The 21,368-nt window shown below is 66.5% G+C and carries 15 protein-coding genes; 7 read left to right on the forward strand and 8 right to left on the reverse strand.

Annotation, left to right across the window (positions count from 1 at the left end; all coding sequences use genetic code 11):
• Positions 1-8 precede the first annotated feature (8 nt).
• Positions 9-1,778 (forward strand): SulP family inorganic anion transporter, encoded by a 1,770-nt coding sequence (locus tag R2669_RS03330; protein WP_316891468.1) that lies wholly within the window; start codon positions 9-11, stop codon positions 1,776-1,778.
• Here the strand turns inward: R2669_RS03330 and R2669_RS03335 are convergent.
• From R2669_RS03335 to R2669_RS03345, 3 genes are all read right to left on the reverse strand, one after another.
• Positions 1,775-3,538 (reverse strand): virulence factor family protein, encoded by a 1,764-nt coding sequence (locus tag R2669_RS03335; RefSeq protein WP_316898538.1) that lies wholly within the window; start codon positions 3,536-3,538, stop codon positions 1,775-1,777. The two genes, R2669_RS03330 and R2669_RS03335, sit on opposite strands and share 4 nt — an antisense overlap.
• On the reverse strand, positions 3,535-6,168 hold the full coding sequence (gene mprF / locus R2669_RS03340) for a bifunctional lysylphosphatidylglycerol flippase/synthetase MprF (RefSeq protein ID WP_316898540.1): 2,634 nt from the start codon (positions 6,166-6,168) through the stop codon (positions 3,535-3,537). The genes R2669_RS03335 and mprF overlap by 4 nt, the downstream gene beginning before the upstream one ends.
• A 284-nt stretch (positions 6,169-6,452) precedes the next feature.
• On the reverse strand, positions 6,453-6,659 hold the full coding sequence (locus tag R2669_RS03345) for a hypothetical protein (protein WP_316877169.1): 207 nt from the start codon (positions 6,657-6,659) through the stop codon (positions 6,453-6,455).
• Positions 6,660-6,952: 293 nt separating this feature from the next.
• Between R2669_RS03345 and R2669_RS03350 the strand changes: the two genes are divergently transcribed.
• From R2669_RS03350 to R2669_RS03370, 5 genes are all read left to right on the forward strand, one after another.
• A complete protein-coding gene (locus R2669_RS03350) occupies positions 6,953-8,470 on the forward strand; it encodes a sensor domain-containing diguanylate cyclase (RefSeq protein ID WP_147216187.1) in 1,518 nt (505 codons plus the stop codon).
• Between the two features lie 87 nt (positions 8,471-8,557).
• The gene (locus tag R2669_RS03355; RefSeq protein WP_147216189.1) at positions 8,558-9,574 is read left to right on the forward strand and encodes a helix-turn-helix domain-containing protein; all 1,017 of its coding nucleotides are present in this window, start codon (positions 8,558-8,560) and stop codon (positions 9,572-9,574) included.
• Between the two features lie 331 nt (positions 9,575-9,905).
• Positions 9,906-11,816 (forward strand): S8 family serine peptidase, encoded by a 1,911-nt coding sequence (locus R2669_RS03360; RefSeq protein WP_316898542.1) that lies wholly within the window; start codon positions 9,906-9,908, stop codon positions 11,814-11,816.
• Positions 11,817-11,838: 22 nt separating this feature from the next.
• Positions 11,839-12,324 carry a hypothetical protein gene (locus R2669_RS03365; RefSeq protein ID WP_316891472.1) on the forward strand — a complete coding sequence of 162 codons (486 nt, stop codon included), beginning with the start codon at positions 11,839-11,841 and terminating at the stop codon, positions 12,322-12,324.
• Between the two features lie 98 nt (positions 12,325-12,422).
• Entirely contained in the window at positions 12,423-13,829 is a 1,407-nt protein-coding gene (locus R2669_RS03370; RefSeq protein WP_316891473.1) for an amino acid permease, read from the forward strand.
• On the opposite strand, the gene R2669_RS03375 is transcribed toward R2669_RS03370, so the two are convergent.
• Both R2669_RS03375 and R2669_RS03380 read right to left on the reverse strand, forming a co-directional pair.
• On the reverse strand, positions 13,808-15,007 hold the full coding sequence (locus tag R2669_RS03375) for a M20 aminoacylase family protein (protein ID WP_316898544.1): 1,200 nt from the start codon (positions 15,005-15,007) through the stop codon (positions 13,808-13,810). The genes R2669_RS03370 and R2669_RS03375 overlap by 22 nt on opposite strands.
• A gap of 53 nt (positions 15,008-15,060) precedes the next feature.
• Positions 15,061-16,356, reverse strand: a complete 1,296-nt coding sequence (locus R2669_RS03380; protein WP_316898546.1) for an MFS transporter — start codon at positions 16,354-16,356, stop codon at positions 15,061-15,063.
• Positions 16,357-16,611: 255 nt separating this feature from the next.
• Between R2669_RS03380 and R2669_RS03385 the strand changes: the two genes are divergently transcribed.
• A complete protein-coding gene (locus tag R2669_RS03385; RefSeq protein WP_147216200.1) occupies positions 16,612-17,529 on the forward strand; it encodes a LysR family transcriptional regulator in 918 nt (305 codons plus the stop codon).
• A gap of 20 nt (positions 17,530-17,549) precedes the next feature.
• Here the strand turns inward: R2669_RS03385 and R2669_RS03390 are convergent, their stop codons facing one another.
• The 3 genes from R2669_RS03390 to R2669_RS03400 all read right to left on the reverse strand — a co-directional run bounded on the left by R2669_RS03390 (position 17,550) and on the right by R2669_RS03400 (position 21,349).
• Positions 17,550-18,854, reverse strand: coding sequence for an O-acetylhomoserine aminocarboxypropyltransferase/cysteine synthase family protein (locus tag R2669_RS03390; RefSeq protein ID WP_316877180.1), 1,305 nt, complete (start codon positions 18,852-18,854; stop codon positions 17,550-17,552).
• Between the two features lie 237 nt (positions 18,855-19,091).
• Positions 19,092-20,021: an amidohydrolase family protein gene (locus R2669_RS03395; RefSeq protein ID WP_316898548.1), complete on the reverse strand. Its 930-nt coding sequence runs from the start codon at positions 20,019-20,021 to the stop codon at positions 19,092-19,094.
• 2 nt (positions 20,022-20,023) lie between these two features.
• Positions 20,024-21,349, reverse strand: a complete 1,326-nt coding sequence (locus R2669_RS03400) for an MFS transporter (protein WP_316898550.1) — start codon at positions 21,347-21,349, stop codon at positions 20,024-20,026.
• Positions 21,350-21,368 lie beyond the last annotated feature (19 nt).

Consider the following 21,368-nt stretch of genomic DNA (forward strand, 5'->3'; position numbering starts at 1 on the left):
CGCGTCGCATGCCGCCAAGCAACGAACACCCCGCCGCCGCCCTGCAACACCCCGAGGGCTTCGCCCCGCTGGATGCGCCGCCACAGCCACCACAGCAGCGGGTGGTGCGCGACGTTATCGCCGGGTTCTCGATTGCGGGGCTGCTGCTGCCCGAAGCCGTTGCCTACGCGGGCATCGCAAGCCTGCCGCCGCAGGCCGGGTTGATCGCATTGCTGTGCGGGCTTGTGGTCTATTCGCTCGTCGGCACAAGCCGCTTTGCCATCGTTTCGGCCACGTCGTCGTCAGCGGCCGTGCTGTTTGCCACGGTGTTGTCGGAACCGGGCGCCAGCGGTGCGACGGCGCTCACGATGGCCGCGGCGCTCATCATCGCAACGGGCGTGCTCTTCATCCTGGCCGGTGCGGCGCGGCTGGGCGGCATGTCGGATTTCATCGCGCGGCCGGTGCTGCGCGGCTTCACCTTCGGGCTGGCGCTGACGATTGCCGTCAAGCAGTTGCCCAAGATCATCGACGTGACGGTGCACCACAGCGACACGCCCCGCGTTGCGCTGGATCTGATCACCAGCGCAGCGGGTGCCAACCCGTACAGCACCGCATTGGGCGCCATCGCACTCGCCCTGCTCTTCGGCCTGGGCCGGTGGGGGCGCATTCCCGCCACGCTGGTCGTTATCGTGATGGCGATTGCGGCCGGCTACTGGATCGACTGGCACGCGCACGGCATTGCCGTGGTCGGCCATATCGACCTGCAGAACATCAGCTTCGGCGTGCCGGCGCTGAATCGCGCGCAATGGATGGAAAGCGCCGAACTGGGCTTTGCGCTCATGCTGATCCTCTACGCCGAGTCCTACGGCTCGATCCGCAACTTCGCGCTCAAACACGGCGACAGCATCTCGGCCAACCGGGACCTCGTCGCGCTGGGCTGCGCCAATCTGCTCTCGGGCCTGCTGCACGGCATGCCCGTCGGCGCCGGATACTCAGCCACGTCTGCCAACGAAGCCGCGGGCGCGCAATCGCGTCTGGCCGGGCTGTGCGCGGCAGCCGTGGTGGCGCTGATCGTGTGGCTGTTCCTGCCGCAGCTCGCGCGCATTCCCGAACCGGTGCTGGCGGCCATCGTGATCTTTGCGGTCAGCCACTCGCTGCATCCGGCCGTCTTCAAACCGTACTGGGCGTGGCGCCGCGATCGGCTGGTGGTGATTGCCGCGTTGCTCGCCGTGCTGGTCCTGGGCGTGCTGCACGGGCTGCTGGCCGCGATCGGCGTGAGCCTGCTGCTCACGCTGCGCCAGCTCTCCGAGCCGAACGTCAGCGTGCTCGGCCGCCTGCGCCAGAGCCACGATTTCGTCGATGTGTCTTTGCACCCGGAAGCCAAGCCGGTGCCTGGCGTGCTGATCGTCCGGCCCGAAGTGCCGCTGTTCTTTGCCAACACCGAACGCGTGCTCGGCAAGGTGCGGGCGATGCTGCAACAGCCGCACGAGCCCGCGCTGCGCGCCATCATGCTCAGCCTGGAAGAAACGCCGGACGTGGACGGCTCGGCCATCGAAGCGCTGCGCATCTTTGCCGCCGAATGCGCGGCGCGCGGCCTGCAACTGATGCTGGTGCGGCTCAAGCCCCGCGCGCTGACGGGCTTGGAGCGCGCGACCGACAACACGCTGCGCCCCGAGATGCTGCACGAATTGAGTGTGGACGAGTGTGTGCAGTCGCTGGCAGCAGCGCCGGGCACACCCGCTGGCGCCCAGGTCGACAACGCCACAGCGTCACCGTCAGCCCCGGCGCCGGCAGACTAACGCGGCGCGTTGCCCGCTACGCGCGCACCTTCGAGAATGATGCGCGCCAGCTTGGCGTAATCACCATCAAAGTGATGGCCGCCCGGCAGCTTCACGAGCTGCACCTGCTTTGGGTCCAGGCCTGGGCAGTTGGTGTCTTTCTCTTCCTTGCCGTAGATGCACATGCCAATGCCCGCCGGCAGCTTCTGCACCTCGGGCAGGATCGGCAGGCCCGACGCACTGCTCGACACCCAGTTCGTCATGTGGAACTCAAAATCCGCACGCTTGCCCAGGCCCATCATCACGGCCAGGGCAACATGCTCGCGCGACGCCGCCGGCAACCGGTTGACGATGAAGGGCAGTACATCTGCGCCTTGCGAATAGCCGATCAGCAACGCCTTCTGCTTCTTCCAGCGCGCGGCGTAAAAGCGCACGAGGCGGTCCATGTCGGCGGCGGCAGAGGCCGGCGTGCGCGGCGTCCAGAAGTAGCGCAGCGAGTCGATGCCGACCACAGGCACGCCCGATTTGGACAGCGCGGCGGCCACCTCCTTGTCCAGCCCCGCCCAACCGCCGTCGCCCGACAGCAGCACCGCGAACAGTTCGGACGATGTACCGGGCTGCGCCGGGACTTCGATGATCGGCAAATCGGACACCGCCGCAGGCGGCGGCGGGGGCGGCGGTTTGCGCTGGGCGACAAGCTTGGCGAAGGCCGACTTGAACGGCTCGACGGCCGTCACAGGCGGCGCATTGGGCGCCGATGCCGTTGCCGGCAACGCCACCGATTGGGCACCCGAAATCGTATCGATGAAGGCTTGCGTGGCACGCGCCTCGCACAGCGGGCCGGAGCGCCGCGCAAACGACGTCGGCGTGGCCGATTGCAGCGCCACCCACGGCGCAGACAACTTCGTGGCGGGCAGAAGCACGACCCCGGCATTCTCGGGCGGCTTGACGCGTTTGGCGGTCGTGCGGCTCTCACTCATGCGTCGGCTGAAGTGCACGCCCTCGCCCTTGCACAACGGCTTGCGCAGCTCCAGCACGGGGCAGAACTCCATCGACATGGCCGCGGCAAAGATGTTCGGGCGCGCCTGGGCAATCATGGCGTAGGCCAGCGCACCGCCTTCGTTGTCGCCAACGAGGATGGGCGGGTAGTAGCCCGGCACCTTCTCGTAGGCCTGCAGGAAGCGGCTGAAGTTTTCAAGATCGCCATCGGGGAACGCGCAATCGCCGGGGTCGGCTTCCAGGCTTGCGAACAGCGCGGGCGTCGACAGGCCTGCCACCAATGCGCCCTGCTGCGCGAGGCTTTCTGCCATGCGCGATTCAGCCGACGTCCAGCCAAGATCGCCCGACAGCATCAGCACGACGGAGCGGATTTCGCCCTTCGGCTTGTAGACCGGCACATCGCGAAAACGCCCGTGCGTGACGAACTCGACCGCGCCCGGTGCGGCGGCGGGCGTAGCGGGCGCCACCACCGGCAGCGACAGCACGCCGCCGTTGGCCGCTTTGTTGGCCGTCACGGCGGCCCCACTCATCTGCAGGCGGGGGGGCATGTCGCCACGCGGCGGCACCGCCACGACACCGCTGGCGCCTGTCATGCCAACGGGCGGCACCAGAACCGGGCCCTGCGCGGGCGCAGGCCTGGCTGCAGCCGGAGCATCGGCGGCGATGGCCGAGGACATGGCCAGCACCATGCCGACCGCACTCACATGCCCGACCCAACGCAAGCCTTTGCGTAGCACTCCCCGATGCCGCGCCTCTTGCGTGCGCGGTGCTTGCCAACTCATTTGGAGATCACTCCCTTCAAGCCACCGCCGATCAGCGCAGCGACATCCGTCAATGTGAACAGCGGCGCAATCCCGCCACGTGCGAGCAGGTAGCGGGCTTCCCACACCGGCTCGAACTTGTCCTTGAAATTGCGCAACCCTCTGAAATTGTAGAAGCGCGCGCCGTGTCGGAACATCATCCGTCCGAAGCGGTGCCAGCGCGGCGCAAGCTGATGCTCAACCATGCCCGACATCGGCGCCATGCCCAGCCCGAAACGCTGGTACCCCTGCGCCTGGAAGTGGAGGATGACCTTGCCGAACAGGAAATCCATCGTGCCGGGCGGCACATTACTGCGATAGCGCATCAAGTCGACGCTCGCCTCGATGCGCAGCACGTCGGGGCACATCAGCGTGGCAAACGCGAGGATGACGCCCTCGCGGCGCACCACGGCCACGGGCTGGCTGCAGATGTAGCGGTCTTCAAATGCGCCGAGCGAGAAACCCTTCTCGCGTGCGTTCTGATTGCGCAGCCATTCATCGGAGATGGCGCGCAATTCGTCCAGCACGGTCGGCACCTCTTCCGTCGGGATGATCTCGAACGACAGCCCTTCGCGCTCGCCGCGCGTCACGCCGTGGCGCAGGTTGGCGCGACGCGAACCCTTCAGGCTGAACTCCGGCAGCGACACATACGCCTCTTCGCCCAGCTTGTAGGCACGCAGGCCCGCATCGAGATACAGCGACAGCGTCTGCGGCCGCGTCTTGTAGAACGCGGCGCGCCCGCCATGCGCGTCGGCCATTTCGATAAAGCGCCAGATCAGCTCGGGCCATTCCTGCTGCGCGCCCACGGGGTCGGACAGCGCCACCCACGAGCGCCCCTGCTTGGCGTACATGATGAACGCGTTGCCCGACGGCGAGAACAGCAGGCTCTTGTCGCCCATCAGCGCGAGCGTGGCATCGGCGGCGGGCTGCTTGCGGACGATCTCGGCCGCGCGGGCGAGCTCTTCGTCGCTCGGGAAGGTCGTAACGCCCGGCTCCTTGCGAAAGAGCTGGCGCATGCCAAAGCCGAGCCCCGTGACGGCCACCGCCATCAGCGCGCGGATGGAACGCGGCGCATCGCCGTCGAACGTGAACTGCCACCAGAGCTGGTTGGCGTAGGCGACCTCGCGGTAGGCGAAGAAGAGGATCCACACGCACGCCGCAAACACGCAGACCATGGCGAGCAGCCACCCCGCCTCGAGCCGCTGCGAGAACAACGACGAAGGCCGGTCAAACTGCCGGCGCGAGATGACGAGCAGCACCGCCAGCGTGACCAGCACGGCCATCTCCGACACGGCAATGCCCTTGGGCAGCGCCAGCACGCCGGTCAGCAGCGACAGCACCAGCGCCGCCCACCACGCGGCGTCCAGCCGGTGCAGCAGCCCGCGCGCGACAAACAGCATGATGAGCCCCGCCACGCTGCCGATCATGTGCGAGGCTTCCACCACGAACAGCGGCACGTGCATGCGCAGGAGGTCTTCTGCCTCGTCACTGGCTGGGGTGACGCCCGAGACCAGCAGCATCACGCCCGCCACCATCGTCAGCGCGGCCAGCAGCACCGGCGACAGCTTGACCGCCGCGCGGCCAAACGGGGCCCCGGCGCCGGAGCGCAGCTCGAACGCGCCGAGCATGGCGGCAGCCACGACGAGCGGCAGCAGGAAATAGATGACGCGGTAGAACAGCAGCGCGGCAAGCACCTCGGCCGGCGGCGCCTGGCCGCTGCAGCCCAGCAGGATGACGGCCTCGAACACGCCCAGGCCGCCGGGGCTCTGGCTCAGCACGCCCAGCGTGACAGCCAGCGCGTAGAACGCCACGAACGTCGGCAGATCGACCGCGCCGGCCGGCATCAGTACCCACAGCGCGGCCGCCGCCGCGATCATGTCCGCCGCCGAAATCGCAAACTGGCGCGCGGCCAGGCCCGGCGGGGGCAGGCGGATTTCCCACCGGCCGAACAGCGTCACATGGCGCTGCCGCATGCACAGCGCGAGCAACGCCACGACGCCGGCCAGCACCAGCAATGCCACGACTTCGAGCAGCGCGGCCGGCAAATGCGTAATGGCCGCGATGTGCGGCGCGCCCCACAGCAGCCCGACCGCGCCAAAGGCCGTGGTCGACACGCCCAGCGCCCCTGCATCAAACGCGACCGCCTCCGTCACGCGGGCGGCATCGACCCCGGCTGCCGTGTACAGCCGGGTGCGCACCGCGCCGGCCGTCAGCGAACCGAGGCCGACGGTGTTGCCCAGTGCATAAGCAATGAACGAGGTGGTTGCCACCGTGGCGGGGGCCACGTGCGCGCCGGCATAGCGCAGGCCGGACGCGTCGTAGCCGGTCAGGGCGATGTAGCTCAGCGCGGTGGCAAGAACGGCCAGCAGCAGATGCGAGCGTGGGGTGGCCTGCAGCGCCGCGACCATGTCGGCGTAGTGCACATGGTCGAGCAGCGCATACAGGCTGTCGAACACCAGCGCGCCCAGCACCAGCACCACGCCGATCACGATCCAGCCGGCGAGGCCGAGGCCCGAATCGGGTCGGGCAGGCGTGGCGGGCGCGGCAGGTGCAGCGTGGGCCGATGGTCGGCGGGGTGTTGGACTGGCGTCGTTGGACGCGGCGTCAGGCATGGTGAAAAACGAAATCCTGCTGGCTTGGCGGAGTGCCGGGTCGAATCGATTTGCGAATCCGGACAGGCAGACACGGGAAGCCGCGGCAAGCCAAACCGCCGAAGCCCTTGCTCCGCACGGTATCGACGTCTTGATTGGACCTTGGCCGACCGGCGCGGGCTTGTCGCGCGCGCCGGTGCTCGCTGGACCCGCGCTTCAGACGGCGCGTGTGCTGGATTCGCACGTTGTTTGCGGTCTACGTAATACGGCTGACGCCGCCGAAACGTTGACACGCAGTCCGCATTTTACGGTTTGGGCGCACTCCCCGGCGCCTTGGGCGGCACATCCGGCTTGCCGGCATCGACAGAAACCGGATCGCTGGCGGGAAAGGTTTCCTCGATGCCTTCGTCGAGTAGCGCTTCTTCGTGCGTGTCGGCCACGGGCGGATGCGGATTGGCAGGCGCCGGCGTGGGCCCGGGGGTGGACAAAACGCGATCGTCTGACTCTGGCATGGCGTTCTCCAAGGATGCTTACCCAGCATAGGCAAAGCCGGCTTGACAGGATGACATGGAGGGCGGCATGGGCGTATGTCGGGCCGGCGGCGTGCCTGGCGCCACGCGTGCGGCACTCAGCCGATGCTCAGCAAATCGTGCGCCAGTGCCTCGGGAAGCGTTGCGCAAACCGCGTCGAATGCGCATCCGCAAACGTTTTCTCTGCGGAAAACGTCTTAGATAGTATTGCGTAGGAAGGTGGAGTCCGGTACACAATCGGGGCTACCATTTTCAATATCTTCACAATTCTGCGCATGCCTTTACAGCGCGCCACCGGTGCATTCCTGCGGCGGCCTTCCCTGCTGATCATCGGCGCGTCGGTGCTGTCACTGATGCTGGCGGCACTCACCGCGCTCTCGCTCTGGGAAATGCGCACGGACGCGCTGGCCCGTGCGCGCGATGCTGCCGACAACCTCTCGCTGATCTTGCAGCGCGACATCGCCCGGAACATCGAGGTGTACGACCTCTCGCTGCAGGCCGTGATCGACGGGGTGCGCGACCCCGCCATGCTGGCGCTGCCGCCCAACGTCCGCCAGCTCGTGCTGTTCGACCGCTCGACCAACGCGCAGGATCTGGGCTCGCTGCTGGTCACGGACCAGACGGGTCAGGTGGTCATCGATTCGCGTTCGGTGCCGCCGCGGCATATCTATCTGGGCGACCGCGATTACTTTCAGGTGCATCGGGGTTCTGCAAACGTCGGGCTGTATATCAGCGAGCCGTTTACCCCGCGCGTGACCGGCCTCGACACGTCGCTTGGCCTCAGCCGGCGGCTGAATGGCCCTCACGGCGAATTCAACGGCATCGTGGTCGGCACGCTGCGCCTGAACTATTTCCGGCGACTGTTCGATGGCATCAATCTCGGACCGCACGCCACCGTCACGCTGGTACGCACCGACGGCACGCTGCTCATGCGGCGCCCGTATGACGCAAAGCTCATCGGCCGCAGCCTGGCCGATGCCGCTGCCTTCCAGAAGCGCCTGCTCGCGCCGCAAGGCTCCTATGTGGATGTCGCCGGCGTTGACGGCGTCGAGCGGCTGTTCAGTTTCCGCCATATCGGCGACCACCCGCTGATCGTGACCGTGGGCCTCGCCACCGAAGACATCTACGCCGAATGGCGGCAGCGCGCATGGGTCATCAGCGGCATCGTGCTGATGCTCGACGCGGTGTTCATGGGCCTGTCGTTCCTCTTTGCGCAGCAGCTGCGCAAGCGGCTCGAGATGGAGCAGCAATTGCATCTGCTGGCCAATACCGACAGCCTGACCGGACTCGGCACGCGCCGCGCACTGGACGCTGCGCTGGACGTGGAATGGCGCCGCACCAATCGGTATCACACCCCGATGTCGGTGCTGATGATCGACGTGGACGACTTCAAGCCCTACAACGACAGGTACGGCCACGCCGCAGGCGACACCGCGCTGCGCACGGTGGCACGCTGCATCAACGACTGCATCAAGCGCCCCGGCGACTTCGCCGGCCGCTATGGCGGCGAGGAATTCGTCGCCGTGTTGCCGAATACCGACCTGAGCGGCGCCGTGCGTGTTGCCGAAAGCATCCGCGTCGCCGTTCTGGCCGCCAACGAACCGAACGCGGGCAGCGCGTACGGCAAGCTGACGGTCAGCATCGGGGTGGCGTCCTACTCAGGCATCGCCGCGGCCGACGATACCGTCCAAGACCTGATCCACCTGGCAGACGGGCGCCTGTACGAAGCCAAGGCCGCCGGGCGCAACGTGGTCATGCCCAGGCAGGAAAGGCCGAAGCTGGCGGTCGTTTAGCCAGGCCCCGCCGGACACCCCACTTTGGGGGCATGCCATCATCTGCCACCGCTTCTGCACAATGCGCAGGGCTTTCAGGAAACCGCCGTGAGCAAACCTCCGCACTCCCACTTCGATACGTCTGCGCTGCCGCGCGAGCATCAATTTGCGGCGTGGCGGGATGCCATCAACGTGCTGTTCGACACGCGCTCCGCCGCGCCGCAGTCGCACGGCTTCCAGGCCAGCGTCGACGCCTATCTGTGCGGCGAGACGGGCGTGGGCATGATCAGCGCCCAGGCTCAGCACTATGACCGGTCCCGCTCCAAGCTGGGGCGCGACGGCATGGACGTCTACGTGCTCCAGTACTACCTGGAGGGCAGTTGCGGACAGCGCGACGGCGCAAGCGACAGCGCCACACGCCCGGGCGATCTTTTCATCGTTGACGCAGCCCAGCCGCTGGCCACCAGCACGAGCGACAGCCGCTTCCTGAGCCTGGCCGTGCCACGGCGCCTGCTGGCACCGCTGCTACGCGCACCCGACGAACTCAGCATGCGAGTGCTGCGTGGCGACGCCCCGATGGTCGGGCTGCTGCGCGATCACCTGTGTTCGCTCTATCAGTCCGTCGGGAAGTTGAGCGATGCCGAGGCACAGGCCGTCATCCCGGGCACCTTGCAACTGGCTGCGGCCGCCATCAACTGCCAGGTGACCGAAGCCAATGCGCCGTCCGTGAGGGAGAGCCTGTTTGCCTCGATCTGCCGGCATGTGCAGCACAACCTGTCGGACCTGGCGCTTTCGCCCGAAGGCGTGGCCGCGCAGTTCGGCATCTCGCGTGCCACGCTGTACCGGCTGTTCGAGCGCGAAGGCGGCTTCTTCAACTACCTGCGCATGCAGCGCCTGCGGCAGTGCCATGCGATCCTGGCCAACCGGTCGCAGACACACCGTTCGGTGGCCGAAATCGCGCAGACCTACGGCTTTTCCGACGCCTCGAACTTTACGCGTGCGTACCGGCGCGCGACCGGCATGTCGCCCCGCGAGACGCGCATGCTGGCCGTCGAAGGGCGCGCCGCCGCCATGCCGTTCGTGCAGCACAAGGACTGGCGCACCTGGGTCATGCAGATGCGCTGATGCGCGCGGCACCCTCTCTTCCCGCACCTCGTTTCCCTTCCCCCTCCCTTGCTTGCGGCGCCCAGGGCTGAGACGCGCTGACAGGTTCGCGCGACGGCCGAACCGGTTCGCAGCCACAGCGGCCATCTCCGTTGAATGCCGGCTGGCGTGCGTGCGAGCATCCGGCCCGACCTGACGAGTGCCCATGTGCTCGCGGCGGGCACGCCGGACGTGCCCTCTCTTCGTCGAACAGGTCGGAGCGGTGCGGACATTCCGCACCTCGCACAACACACAACACACAACGACAAAAAACGGGGGTCTTGTGAAAGACATAACGGGAAAATCGCTTGCCTTGACGCTCTTCGCCACCGTGGCGCTGGCCGCGTGCGGCGGTGGCGACTCGGGAAGCAACACCGCCAGCAACGGCGGCAACACCGGCGGCAACACGCCGCCCGCATCCACGTGCGCGGAAACCGGCGTTGATGCCAAGTACGCCTGCCAGACCGGCAGCACCGAGCCGCTGTACGCCTACCAATGGGCGCTCAAGCAGGCGACGAGCTTCTTCGCGGCGTTCGGCCTGGTGGCCAACGGCACGACCGACATCGACGTGGAAGACGCACACAAGGCCGGCATCAAGGGCCAGGGCGTGAACGTGCTCGTGCTCGATGACGGCATCGACGTGCACAACGAAGACCTGTTCGCCAATGCCAACTCGGACATGACGCACAACTTCGACGATGGTTCGAACGATCCGACACCGGCAGACATTCCCGCGAACATCAAGGACGCGCATGGCACCAACGTGGCCGGCATCATCGCGGCGGCGCAGAACGGCAAGGGTGTGATGGGGATCGCGCCGCGCGCGACGCTGGGCGGGGCGCGCTTTATCGGCGCGGCGAATCCGGACACGACCGCAGCCTACGGCGGCGCGGACTGGTCGAAGAACGGCCACATCATCAACGCGTCGTACGGCGCGAACCCGCAGGCGCCGCTGGAGTACGACACGTCCACCTCGACACAGGCAGCGGTGCGCGCCTTCCCGAACCTGCGTGGGGGCCGCGGGCTCGTCATGCTCAAGGCATCGGGCAACGAATATGAGTCCATCAACGACGGCGTCAATGTTCCGCCGCGCACGTGCCCGACCGTGGGTGCCAGCGCCGGCATGATCGGCTGCGAAACGCCGGCCAATGACCCCGAAGCGCTGGAGCCAGGGGTGATCGTGGTCGGCGCGGCAAACGCGCAGGGCATCAAGTCGAGCTACTCCAACGCCGGATCGGTGAACTGGATCACCGGCCTGGGCGGCGAATACGGCGACGGCGGCAAATACGGCGAAACCGGCAGCGGCCCCAAGATTTTCTCCACCGACCTCAGCGGCTGCGCACGCGGCTACAGCCGGGCCAATCCGGACGACACCAACGACTTTGCGATTGCTGGCACGACCACCAACCTGAAAGACAACGCGAAGTGCGACTACTCGAGCATGAACGGCACGTCGGCGGCTACGCCCACGCTGTCGGGCGTGGTGGCGCTGATGCTGGCTGCCAACCCGAACCTGACGTGGCGCGACGTGCGCGAGATCCTGCGTGCGACAGCCCGCAAGATCGACGCCGACTACGGCAGCCGTAACGGCCGCAACGCGCGGATCGACTTGCTCACCGGTGCGGCCACCGGCGATACCAGCGCCGCGCTCACCGACGGCGCGACCACCGCACGCCTGGACTACGGCTGGCAGACCAACGCCGCCGGCTATGCGTATTCAACGTGGTACGGCTTCGGGCTGGTCGACGCATCGGCCGCCGTGAAGATGGCCAAGGCGACCGTCGCCTACAAGCCGGCAGCGCTGTCGGTGCCCGATTTCGCGCCCGCGTTTGCCAACGTCAACCAGCTGAATTACGGCGCGGTGCAGAAGCTCGGCCAGTTCAACGTGTCAGGCACCGACAAGGTCGACGCCCTGCAGTTGCGTGTGTCGGGCTCAGTCTGCGTTGGTAGTGTTGGCTTCTTCGTGAAGTCGCCGTCGGGCACGGTGTCGGCGTTGTCCCTGCCGTACAACGGCTATTACAACAACGGCGTGGATACGGTGAACAAGTACGGCCTGGGCAGCTACGCCTTCTACGGCGAGAACGCCGCCGGCACGTGGGAGGTCTATGCCGTAAGCGGCGTGCCGACCAATGCCTGCTCGACGTACCAGCCCCAGGGCGGCACCCACACCGTGACCCTGACCACGCCGCTGGCCGTGGAATATCGCGTGATTGCTGCCAAGTGAGCCCGTTCGGAGACCATTCAACATGATCAATGCAACTCTTATGAAGACCGTGGCGCTGGCGGCGCTGCTCTCGATGGCGTCGGCGTGCCAGGCGGCCGACCTGACGGTGGGCAAACACCTCAGCACGCAAGAGCTGGCCCAGTACGCGAGCGCACCAACGGTGCAGATCGAATCGCAGTCGTTCAAGGTGCTCTCCAGCGGCACGCGAACCAAGGCGGCGGGTGCGACAGGATCCGCCGTCACGCAGGTCGTCAATGAACGCGGCGTGGTGGGCGAGAGCCGCAACGAGGTGGTCGTCTCGCAGGTGTCAGTCGACAGCGTGCGTCAGGCCGTGAGCAGCCTGCCCGCAACGCCCGTATCGGCTGAGTACTACGGGCACCTGAACATCAGCACCCTGCGCTTTGCTTCGTTCCAGGAAGCCGTGAACGCGCGGGCGCAGCTCCGGAAGGCGCTGCCGCAGGCGCGGGTGGATGTTCCGATCCAGTACGCCAAACCCGTGGCGCGCTGAGCGTCGCCGCCCCGTTGCACAAGACGCCCCGCCGCCGCGCGGGGCGTTTTGCATGGAAGGCGTATCATCCCGGCCTCTTCCCAAGCCAGGACAACATCATGACGAAGGCCACCGGCAGCTTCGAAGCGCTGGCCGCACGCGAAGGCGGCCTGCAGCACCGCCTCTCTTCCGCGCAGCTCACCATGATCGCCATCGGCAGCGCGATCGGCACAGGCTTGTTCCTGGGCAGCGGCGCGGCCATTCAACTGGCCGGCCCGGGCGTGATTGCCAGCTACGCCATCGGCGCATTCATTGCCCTGCTGCTCATGGGCTGCCTGGCAGAAATGGTGGTCGCGCATCCGACCACCGGGTCTTTCGGCGCCTATGCCGAGCACTACGTAAGCCCGCTTGCCGGCTTCCTCGTGCGCTATGCGTATTGGGCGGCCGTCGTCTTCGTGATCGGCGCCGAAGTGACCGCGGTGGCGGTGTACATGGCGTACTGGTTTCCGGGTGTGCCGGCGTGGGTGTGGATCGTGGGGTTCTCGGCCGTGCTGGTGTGGATCAATGCCAGCAGCGTCGACGTGTTTGGCGTGGCCGAATACTGGTGCTCGATGATCAAGGTGGTGGCCATCGTCGCGTTTCTGGCGGTAGCAAGCTACGCCATCCATGGCGCACCCGACGGCGGCCCGATCGGCTTTCACAACTACGTGAGCGCGGGCGGTTTTCTGCCGCACGGCTGGAACGGCGTGTGGTTCGGTGCGGTGGTCAGCATCTTCAGCTTCTTCGGCATCGAGCTGATTGCCGTGGCCGCCGGCGAGGCTCGCGAACCCGAAGCTGCCGCCACGAGCGCATTCCGCTCGACGCTGTTCCGTCTGGTGTTCTTCTACCTGTGCACGCTCGCGTTGATGCTCGCCGTGGTGCCGTGGCAGCAGGCCGGCACGGGCAAGAGCCCCTTCGTGCGGGTGATGGAAATCCTCGGTATTGCCGGGGGTGCGGGCGTGATGAACTTCGTTGTGCTGACTGCGGCGCTGTCGTCGATGAACGCGCAGTTGTATGTATCGACGCGCATGCTGTTCAGCCTCGCGCGCGGCGGCCAGGCGCCCAGGGCGCTTGGCGCGGTGAGCCAACGCGGCGTGCCGCTGCGCGCACTGGCGGTGTCCAGCTCCGGTGCGGCATTGGCCGCCGTGCTGAGCGTCGTGCTGCCGGGTCACTCGTTCCTGCTGATGATGTCGCTGGCGATGTTCGGTGCGCTGTTCACTTGGCTCGTCATCTTCATCACGCACCTGCGCTTTCGCCGCGCAGCGGAACGCGAAGGGCGCATGCTGCGGTTCCGCATGTGGGGGTTTCCGGCGCTGACCGTCATCGGTTCCGCCGCAATGGCAATCATCATCGTCAGTACGGCATGGATGGCGGACTTCCGCATGACGCTGGTGGTGGGTGTGCCGTTCCTGCTGCTGATGGCCCTGGTATTTCGGCAGGCGCGGCTGGGGGAGCCGCCTGCGCCTCAGCCCTCTGCGCGCAACTGATCCTCGACCAGCGCCACCCAGCATGCCGCGCCAATGGGGATGAGCTTGTCGTTGAAATCGTAGCCGTCGTTGTGCAGCGAGCAGCCGACCCACTGGCCGCCCAAGCCGTTGCCCAGCGCGAAGTAGCAGCCCGGGCGCTTCTCCAGCATCCAGGCAAAGTCTTCGCTACCCATCTGCGAGGACGGCGGCACCTGGATGACGCGCTCGTCGCCGAGCACACTCGCCACGGCACGGCGTGCGATAGCGGTCTGCTCTGGTGTATTGCAGATGGCCGGCACCAACCGCTCATAGACGATCTCCGCGTGCACGCCATGGGATGCGGCCTGGTGCGTAATGACCTCGCGAATGCGCGTCTCCAGCAGCTCGCGCACCTCCGGCTTGGTCGCGCGCACGCTCAACTTGAGCATGGCCGTTTCGGGGATGATGTTATGCGTCGTCCCGGCCTGCATTTGCCCGACGCTGATGACGGCCGCATCCACTGGGGCAACGTTGCGCGAGACGATGCCCTGCAACGCCACAACCGTCGAGGCCAGGGCCAGCGTCGGGTCCACCGCCAGGTTAGGCATGGCGCCATGGCCGCCGCGCCCGCTGAAGGTCACTGTCACGCGATCTGACGAACCTCCCAGCGGGCCGCTCTGCACCACGGCCACGCCCAGCGGCAAGCCCGGCGCGTTGTGAAACGCGTAGATGCCATCGCAGGGAAAGCGCTCGAACAGGCCGTCCTCCATCATGGCCACGGCACCGGCCAGGCCCTCCTCATCGGGCTGGAAGATGAGGTTAAGGGTGCCGTTGAAGTTGCGCGTGGCCGCCAGGTGCTCGGCGGCGGCAAGCAACGTGGCGGTATGGCCGTCGTGGCCACACGCATGCATGCGACCGGCCACCTGGCTGGCGTAAGGCAAGCCTGTGCGTTCCTGCATGGGCAGCGCGTCCATGTCGGCGCGCAGGCCGATCGTGCGCGTGCCGTTGCCCACTTTCAATTGCCCCACCAGGCCGTGGCCGCCGACGCTGTGCACGTCATAGCCCCATTCACGCAGCAGGCTGGCGACGAGCTGGGAGGTGTGCGGCACGTCGGCACCCAATTCCGGATTGGCATGGATGCGATGACGCAGTTCGGCAAAGCGATCAGCGCCCGCGTGCAGGGCCTGGGGGATGCTGGGTGAATTGGGATCGAGGTACATGGTGCGAGGTCAGAGGCGAACTGGGTAAAGGCAGCGATGGCGCGGTATCGATGTCAATCGCGGCCGGGATACGTCGGGAACAGCGTGAGCGCGCCCAGACTGATGGCGCTGCTGGCCAGCAGGTACCAGGCCGGTGCCATCGGGTTGCCGGTTACGCCCAGCAACCACGTAACGATGAGCGGCGCAAAGCCGCCGAACACGGTCACTCCCAGGCTGTACATCACCGACATGCCGGTTGCGCGATGTTGGCGTGGGAAGGCTTCCATCAGCAGCGCCGCGCCCGCGCCATTGCTGACCGACATGAAGGTCACGCCCAGCGCGATCAACCCCATGGTCAGTGCCAAGCCCGCGCCAGAAGAAAGCAGCACGAAGCCTGGGTACGTGCACGACAGGCTGACCGCAGCCGCGACATACAGCATCGGCTTGCGCGTCGGCAGACGATCGGCCAACAAGCCAAACAACGGCGACATGATCAGCATGGTGAGCCCCGCCACGCACGCCGTCAGAAATGCCGTGACAGGCGGCATGTGCAACGAGTGGATCAGGTACGTGGGCATGTAGAAGATCAGGATGTACATGGACGCAGTGGCCCCCGTCATCAGCAGCATGCCAAGCACGAGCGTGCGCGCATGCTCGCGAAGCACGCCGACCATGCTGCCGTGCGGGCCGCCCTCGTGCGTCTCCTTCAGATGCCGGCGGATGTACATGCCAACCGGCGCGATCAGCAAGCCCAGCAAGAACGGCAGCCGCCATCCCCAGCTCTGTAACGCCTCGGGGCTGAGCACGGCGCTCACCCCGGCCGCACTCAACGCGCCGAGCAGTGCAGCCGCACCCTGCGTGGCAGCCTGCCAGCTCACCAGGAAGCAACGCCGGCCCTTGCTCGCCGATTCCAGCAGCAGTGCCGACGCCGCACCGATTTCCCCGCCGGCCGACAGCCCCTGGAGCAAGCGCCCGAGCACCGCCAGCACCGTTGCCGTCACGCCGATCGTCGCGTGGCTGGGCGTGAAGGCGATCAGCGCGGTGCCTGCCGTCATCAAGGCAATCGTCAAGGTGAGTGCTGCCTTGCGGCCACGCCGATCGGCCATGTTGCCGATCAGCACCGCACCCAGCGGCCGCATGACAAAGCCCGCGCCAAACGTGGCGAATGACAACAGCAACGATGCCAGCGGGCTGCTCGATGGAAAGAACAATCGCCCGATGGTGGCGGCAAAGAAGCTGTAGACCGTGAAGTCGTACATTTCGAGGCCGTTGCCGATGGCGGCAGCAACGACTGCGCGCCTCGAATGCGGGGTGACGGTGGTGGTGCCTTGGCGCGGGGCGCCAGCGGGCACGGCGATCTGGGCATCCATCTTGATGTCTCCTCCAGTCGGGCGGGCTTCTATGAGCGTCCCGCAATGCGCTGGATTGAAGGGCAATAGTAGGAGCGGTCGGGCCGGTTCCGCCTCTCGCTTTTTTTCATGGCTATAGCTGTTGGCTATGGCGGGAGCCCGCACCCGGGCCTGCGCGGCTCGTCCAATGGCCGCCCCAGGAGGATTCCGCAGTACAGTTGCTGGCTGGCGGTGCGGCATGCCGGCTTTCCGCTGCGCCGGGTATCAAGGACACCTATGAAGCTCAACCAGCTACGCGCACTGGTCACCGTTGCCGAGACGGGCAGCATCCAGGAGGCTTCGCGCCTGCTTCACATCACGCAGCCCGCGCTCAGCAAGGCCATCAAGGAACTGGAAACCAGCGTGGGGGCCACGCTGTTCGTACGCTCCAGCAAGGGCATCCGGCTTACGCCGTATGGCCAGCGCCTGGTCGGGCATGCACGCTTGATCAACGAAAGCGTCAAGCGCGCACGAGAAGACCTGGAAGACATGAAAGGGGCGGTGACGAGCGAATTGACGGTGGGCGTCACGCCCGTCACCGCGCTCATCGGGCCGGTGGCTGACTGCCTCGTGACCTTCAGGCGCGAATTTCCCAATGCGCGGCTGCGCATCCTGGAGGCACGTCCGGGTCAATTGCTGGAACTGCTGCGCGAGGGCGCCATCGATTTTGCGCTGACGTCTCAGTTGCAGACGGGCGAACGCGGGTTCGACCACACCGTGGTGTGCCGCGCGCAGACGCTGATCGGCGTACGCAAGGGCCACGCGCTGCGGGGCCAGCAACCCCTGCATGCCTTGCAGCAGGAAGAGTGGCTCGCCCCCGATTCGCTTACCGACGAACACTCGCCGCTGTACCGGCTGTTTGCCGATGCCGGTCTCGCACCGCCCGAACGCGTGGTCGAATGCAACTCAATGACGCTGCTGCTTGAGCTGTGCTGGAAATCGGACGCCCTGCTCCTGCTCTCGAGCGAATCGACACGCTCGCCCATCATCCGTCAGACAATCGAGTTTATCGAGACCGATCAGCCAATGCCCGAGCGCGTCATCTCGCTGCTCACGCGGGACCGCCATGTTCTGACAGCGCTGGGCGCGCGCTTGCATGACGCGCTGGCACAGGCGTTGCGGCAAGCCTATCCGGAGCGGCCGGCGCAGCCGTGAGCCAGCGCGGTTCTGCGCGATCAGGCCAGCGCCAGCGCCTGATCCAGATCGGCGAGCAGGTCGTCGATATGCTCGATGCCAATCGATAACCGGATCGTCTCCTGCCGCACGCCAGCCTTGGCAAGTTCGGCTTCCGACAGCTGCCGGTGCGTGGTCGATGCCGGATGCGTTGCCAGCGATTTGGCGTCGCCAATGTTCACCAGCCGCGTGAACAACTGCAGCGCATCCTGAAAACGCGCGCCGGCGGCAAAGCCGCCCTTCACCCCAAACGTAAGCAACCCCGGAGCCTTGCCGGAGAGGTATTTGCGCACGAGCGCGTAGTCCGGGTGGTCGTCCAGGCTGGCGTGGTTGACCCACTCCACCTTGGCGTGGCCGCGCAGATGCCGGGCGATGTGCGCCGCGTTCTGCGCGATGCGGTCGATGCGCAGGCCCAGCGTTTCGATGCCCTGCAGGATCAGGAACGCGTTGAACGGCGACAGCGCCGCACCGGTGTTGCGCAGCGGCACCACGCGGGCGCGGCCGATATACGCCGCGTCGCCCAGCGCTTCCGTATAGACGACACCGTGGTAGCTGACATCCGGCTCGTTCAGCCGCTTGAAGCGCGCCTTGTGCTTGGCCCACGGAAACTTGCCCGAATCGACGATCGCGCCGCCCAGGCTCGTGCCGTGGCCGCCCAGGTACTTCGTCAGCGAATGCACGACGATGTCGGCGCCATGTTCGAAGGGCCGCGTCAGGTACGGGGTCGGCACCGTGTTGTCGACGATGAGCGGCACGCCGTGGCGGTGCGCGATCTCGGCCAGCGCGGCAATGTCGGTGATGTTGCCCAACGGGTTGCCGACGGTCTCGGCAAAGATCGCCTTGGTACGGTCGTCGATCAGCGCTTCGAACGAAGCGGGGTCGCGCGGATCGGCAAACCGCGTGGTGATGCCCGACAGCGGCAGCGTGTGCGCGAACAGGTTGTAGGTTCCGCCGTACAGCGTGCTGGCCGAGACGATGTTGTCGCCCGCTTCCGCAATGGTCTGGATCGCATACGTGACGGCCGCCTGCCCCGACGCCAGCGCAAGCGCCCCGATGCCGCCCTCAAGCGCGGCGATGCGCTTTTCCAGCACGTCGTTGGTCGGGTTCATGATGCGCGAGTAGATGTTGCCCGGCACCTTCAGGTCGAAGAGATCGGCGCCGTGCTGCGTGTCGTCAAACGCGAACGCAACGGTCTGGTAGATCGGCACGGCCACCGCGCGAGTGGTCGGGTCCGCGCTGTAGCCGCCGTGGACGGCTACGGTGTCGAGTTTCCAGGCAGGGGCAGTGCTTAAGGACGGCTGCGTCATGGTGCGTCTCCGGAAGGTTGGTCCGGCGAGCATATGGGCAGCGCATCGACGGCGGAACGACCGTTTTTGTCTTTGGTTATGCGCTCAGTCTTCTTAGACGCTCCCTTCACCGCGCCCCGTCTGCCTACGCGTGATCAACGTGCGCAGCGCTGTGTCTCGCACCTCCAGCGATCGCAAATACCCCTAGGGCACCGAGCGCGAGGAGCACCTCGCTGGACTCGCATTGAGTTCTTGATCTCAAAAGCCGTAAAGCTCTACCGGATTGGCCACAAAGATCATCTGCTGCCAATCCGCACGGCTGATCCACGTGGCCATCGTATCGACCAGCGCGGCATCGTCGGGCTTGTGCGTCTTCTCGGTCGGATGCGGCCAGTCGGTGCCCCAGAGCATCCGCTCGGGCGCCATGTTGATGAAGGCCTTGGCCACGGGTTCGACATCCGCATAAGCGGGCGCACCCGTCCTGGAATCGACGTAAGGACCAGACAGCGTGACCCACGTGTTGCCCTTGTCGACCAGGCGCTGCGCCGTGCGCATGGCGTCGGACTGCATGCCGCCCGGCTGTGGCACGTGCGCAATGTGATCGATGACAAGCGGACACGGCAGCGCAAGGAGATGCGGCTCCAGCGCGGGCAACTTGGCGCCTTGCACGACCAGTTCGACGTGCCACCCAAGCGCGCCGATGCGTGACGCCAGCGGTGCAAGCATCTCGACGGTGGTGGCGCCCGGATAGCTGAGGTTGAAGCGGATGGCCCGCACACCTGCCGCATGCATTTCCGCAAGCTGGGCGTCCGTCACGGACGTATCGACCACCGCAACACCGCGCGCATTGGGCCCGAAACGCTTGAGCGCATCCAGCGTGCAGCGGTTGTCCGTTCCGTACGTCGACGGCGTGACCACCACGTTGCGCTGCACGCCCAGACGCGCCTGCACCTTGCGGTACTGCTCGATGCTCGCGTTGGGCGGCCGCAGCGTGGTGCCTGGGGCGCTCGGGAATCGGTCATCGTAGATGTGCATGTGGCAATCCACGGCGCCGGCCGGCAGCTTGAACGTCGGCGGGGCGCTGCCGGTGGACCACAACTCTTCTGCGTCGGCCAGCCCCGGAACAGCGGCCGCCACGGCACCGGCGCCGGCCATCTGCAGGAACTGCCTTCTGTTGAGGGCGCGCATGGTCAGGCGGTCTCCGTCTTGTTCAGCACCTGTGCTTCGGGCGTGGAACGGCTCAACAGCAGTAGCGTCGTCACGCTCACCAGCGTCAGCACGGCCAACGGCATCAGCGCCAGTGCATAGCTGCCCGTGGCTTGCTGGACCCAGCCGTACACATTCACCATCAGGCCGCCGCCGATGAGGTTGGCAATCGCGTTGATGGTGGCGAGCCCCGCAGCGGCTGCACTGTTCGAGAGCATGCCGGAGGCCAGCGCCCAGAACGGCCCCTTGAACGAATAGGCCCCGACCAGCACCGCGCACAGCATCACCATGGTCGGCACGAGCGACCCGCTGAGCGACGTGCCGAACAGGCCCAGACCGATCAGCAGCATGGGAATGGCGGTGTGCCAGCGGCGCTCCTTCAGGCGGTCGGAGCGGCGGCCCCACAGCACCATCAGCACCGATGCCACGGCATACGGCACGGAGTTCAGCAGCCCCGTCTGCATGACGGTCAACCCGAACGATTTGAGAAGCTGCGGCTGCCATACCGACAGCGTGCTGCCGGCGGCCGATGCGCACACGTCCACCAGCGCGAGGCAGAGCACGTAGCGATTGCAGAACAGCTTGGCCAGCGGCATCTGCGCAACCTTCTTCGGCCCACGCGCTTCACCGGCCAACGTATTCGTGAGCCACTGGCGCTCTTCGTTCGACAGCCATTTGGCTTCCTCGGGCCGGTTGGTCAGCACGCGCAAGCAGGCGAAGCCCAGCAGCACCGTGGGGATGCCTTCGAGGATGAACAGCCAATGCCAGCCGCGCAGGCCGGCAAACCCATCCATCTGCAGCAGCGCAGCAGAGAGGGGCGAACCGATAAAGCTTGCCGCCGGGATTGCAACCATGAACGTCGCCACAATGCGCGCACGGTGCGTTGCCGGAATCCAGTACGAGAGGTACAGCAGCACGCCGGGGAAGAACCCCGCTTCTGCAGCACCCAGCAGGAAGCGCAAGGCATAGAACGAGGCCGGGCCGCTCACCAGCGCCGTGGCGGCCGAGACCAGCCCCCACGTGATCATGATCCGCGCGATCCAGATGCGTGCGCCGTAGCGTTGCAGCGCCAGGTTGCTCGGCACCTCGAAGAAGAAGTACGACACGAAAAAAAGGCTGCTGCCGAAACCGAACACACGGGCCGTCAGCCCGAGGTCATGGTTCATCTGCAGCGAGGCCATGCCTACGTTGCCGCGGTCGATGAAGGCCAGCAGATAGCAGACCATGAGAAACGGAACGAGCCGCCAGACCACCTTGCGAAGGGTCCGCTGCTCGATCTCTGTGACGCCGGTACCGCCGGTCACTTGCATGTGTGTCTCCTGGCGCCGT

This window comes from Ralstonia edaphi (assembly GCF_958350185.1).
In the GTDB taxonomy this organism is placed as follows: Bacteria; Pseudomonadota; Gammaproteobacteria; order Burkholderiales; family Burkholderiaceae; genus Ralstonia; species Ralstonia edaphi.

Excerpts from the sequence above, each read along its gene's own strand:
- mprF (WP_316898540.1), bottom strand. The coding sequence starts at position 6,168 with ATGCCTGACGCCGCGTCCAACGACGCCAGTCCAACACCCCGCCGACCA.
- R2669_RS03335 (WP_316898538.1), bottom strand. The coding sequence starts at position 3,538 with ATGAGTTGGCAAGCACCGCGCACGCAAGAGGCGCGGCATCGGGGAGTG.
- R2669_RS03365 (WP_316891472.1), top strand. The coding sequence starts at position 11,839 with ATGATCAATGCAACTCTTATGAAGACCGTGGCGCTGGCGGCGCTGCTC.
- R2669_RS03345 (WP_316877169.1), bottom strand. The coding sequence starts at position 6,659 with ATGCCAGAGTCAGACGATCGCGTTTTGTCCACCCCCGGGCCCACGCCG.
- R2669_RS03400 (WP_316898550.1), bottom strand. The coding sequence starts at position 21,349 with ATGCAAGTGACCGGCGGTACCGGCGTCACAGAGATCGAGCAGCGGACC.
- R2669_RS03395 (WP_316898548.1), bottom strand. The coding sequence starts at position 20,021 with ATGCGCGCCCTCAACAGAAGGCAGTTCCTGCAGATGGCCGGCGCCGGT.
- R2669_RS03380 (WP_316898546.1), bottom strand. The coding sequence starts at position 16,356 with ATGGATGCCCAGATCGCCGTGCCCGCTGGCGCCCCGCGCCAAGGCACC.
- R2669_RS03350 (WP_147216187.1), top strand. The coding sequence starts at position 6,953 with ATGCCTTTACAGCGCGCCACCGGTGCATTCCTGCGGCGGCCTTCCCTG.
- R2669_RS03330 (WP_316891468.1), top strand. The coding sequence starts at position 9 with ATGCCGCCAAGCAACGAACACCCCGCCGCCGCCCTGCAACACCCCGAG.
- R2669_RS03390 (WP_316877180.1), bottom strand. The coding sequence starts at position 18,854 with ATGACGCAGCCGTCCTTAAGCACTGCCCCTGCCTGGAAACTCGACACC.
- R2669_RS03385 (WP_147216200.1), top strand. The coding sequence starts at position 16,612 with ATGAAGCTCAACCAGCTACGCGCACTGGTCACCGTTGCCGAGACGGGC.
- R2669_RS03375 (WP_316898544.1), bottom strand. The coding sequence starts at position 15,007 with ATGTACCTCGATCCCAATTCACCCAGCATCCCCCAGGCCCTGCACGCG.
- R2669_RS03370 (WP_316891473.1), top strand. The coding sequence starts at position 12,423 with ATGACGAAGGCCACCGGCAGCTTCGAAGCGCTGGCCGCACGCGAAGGC.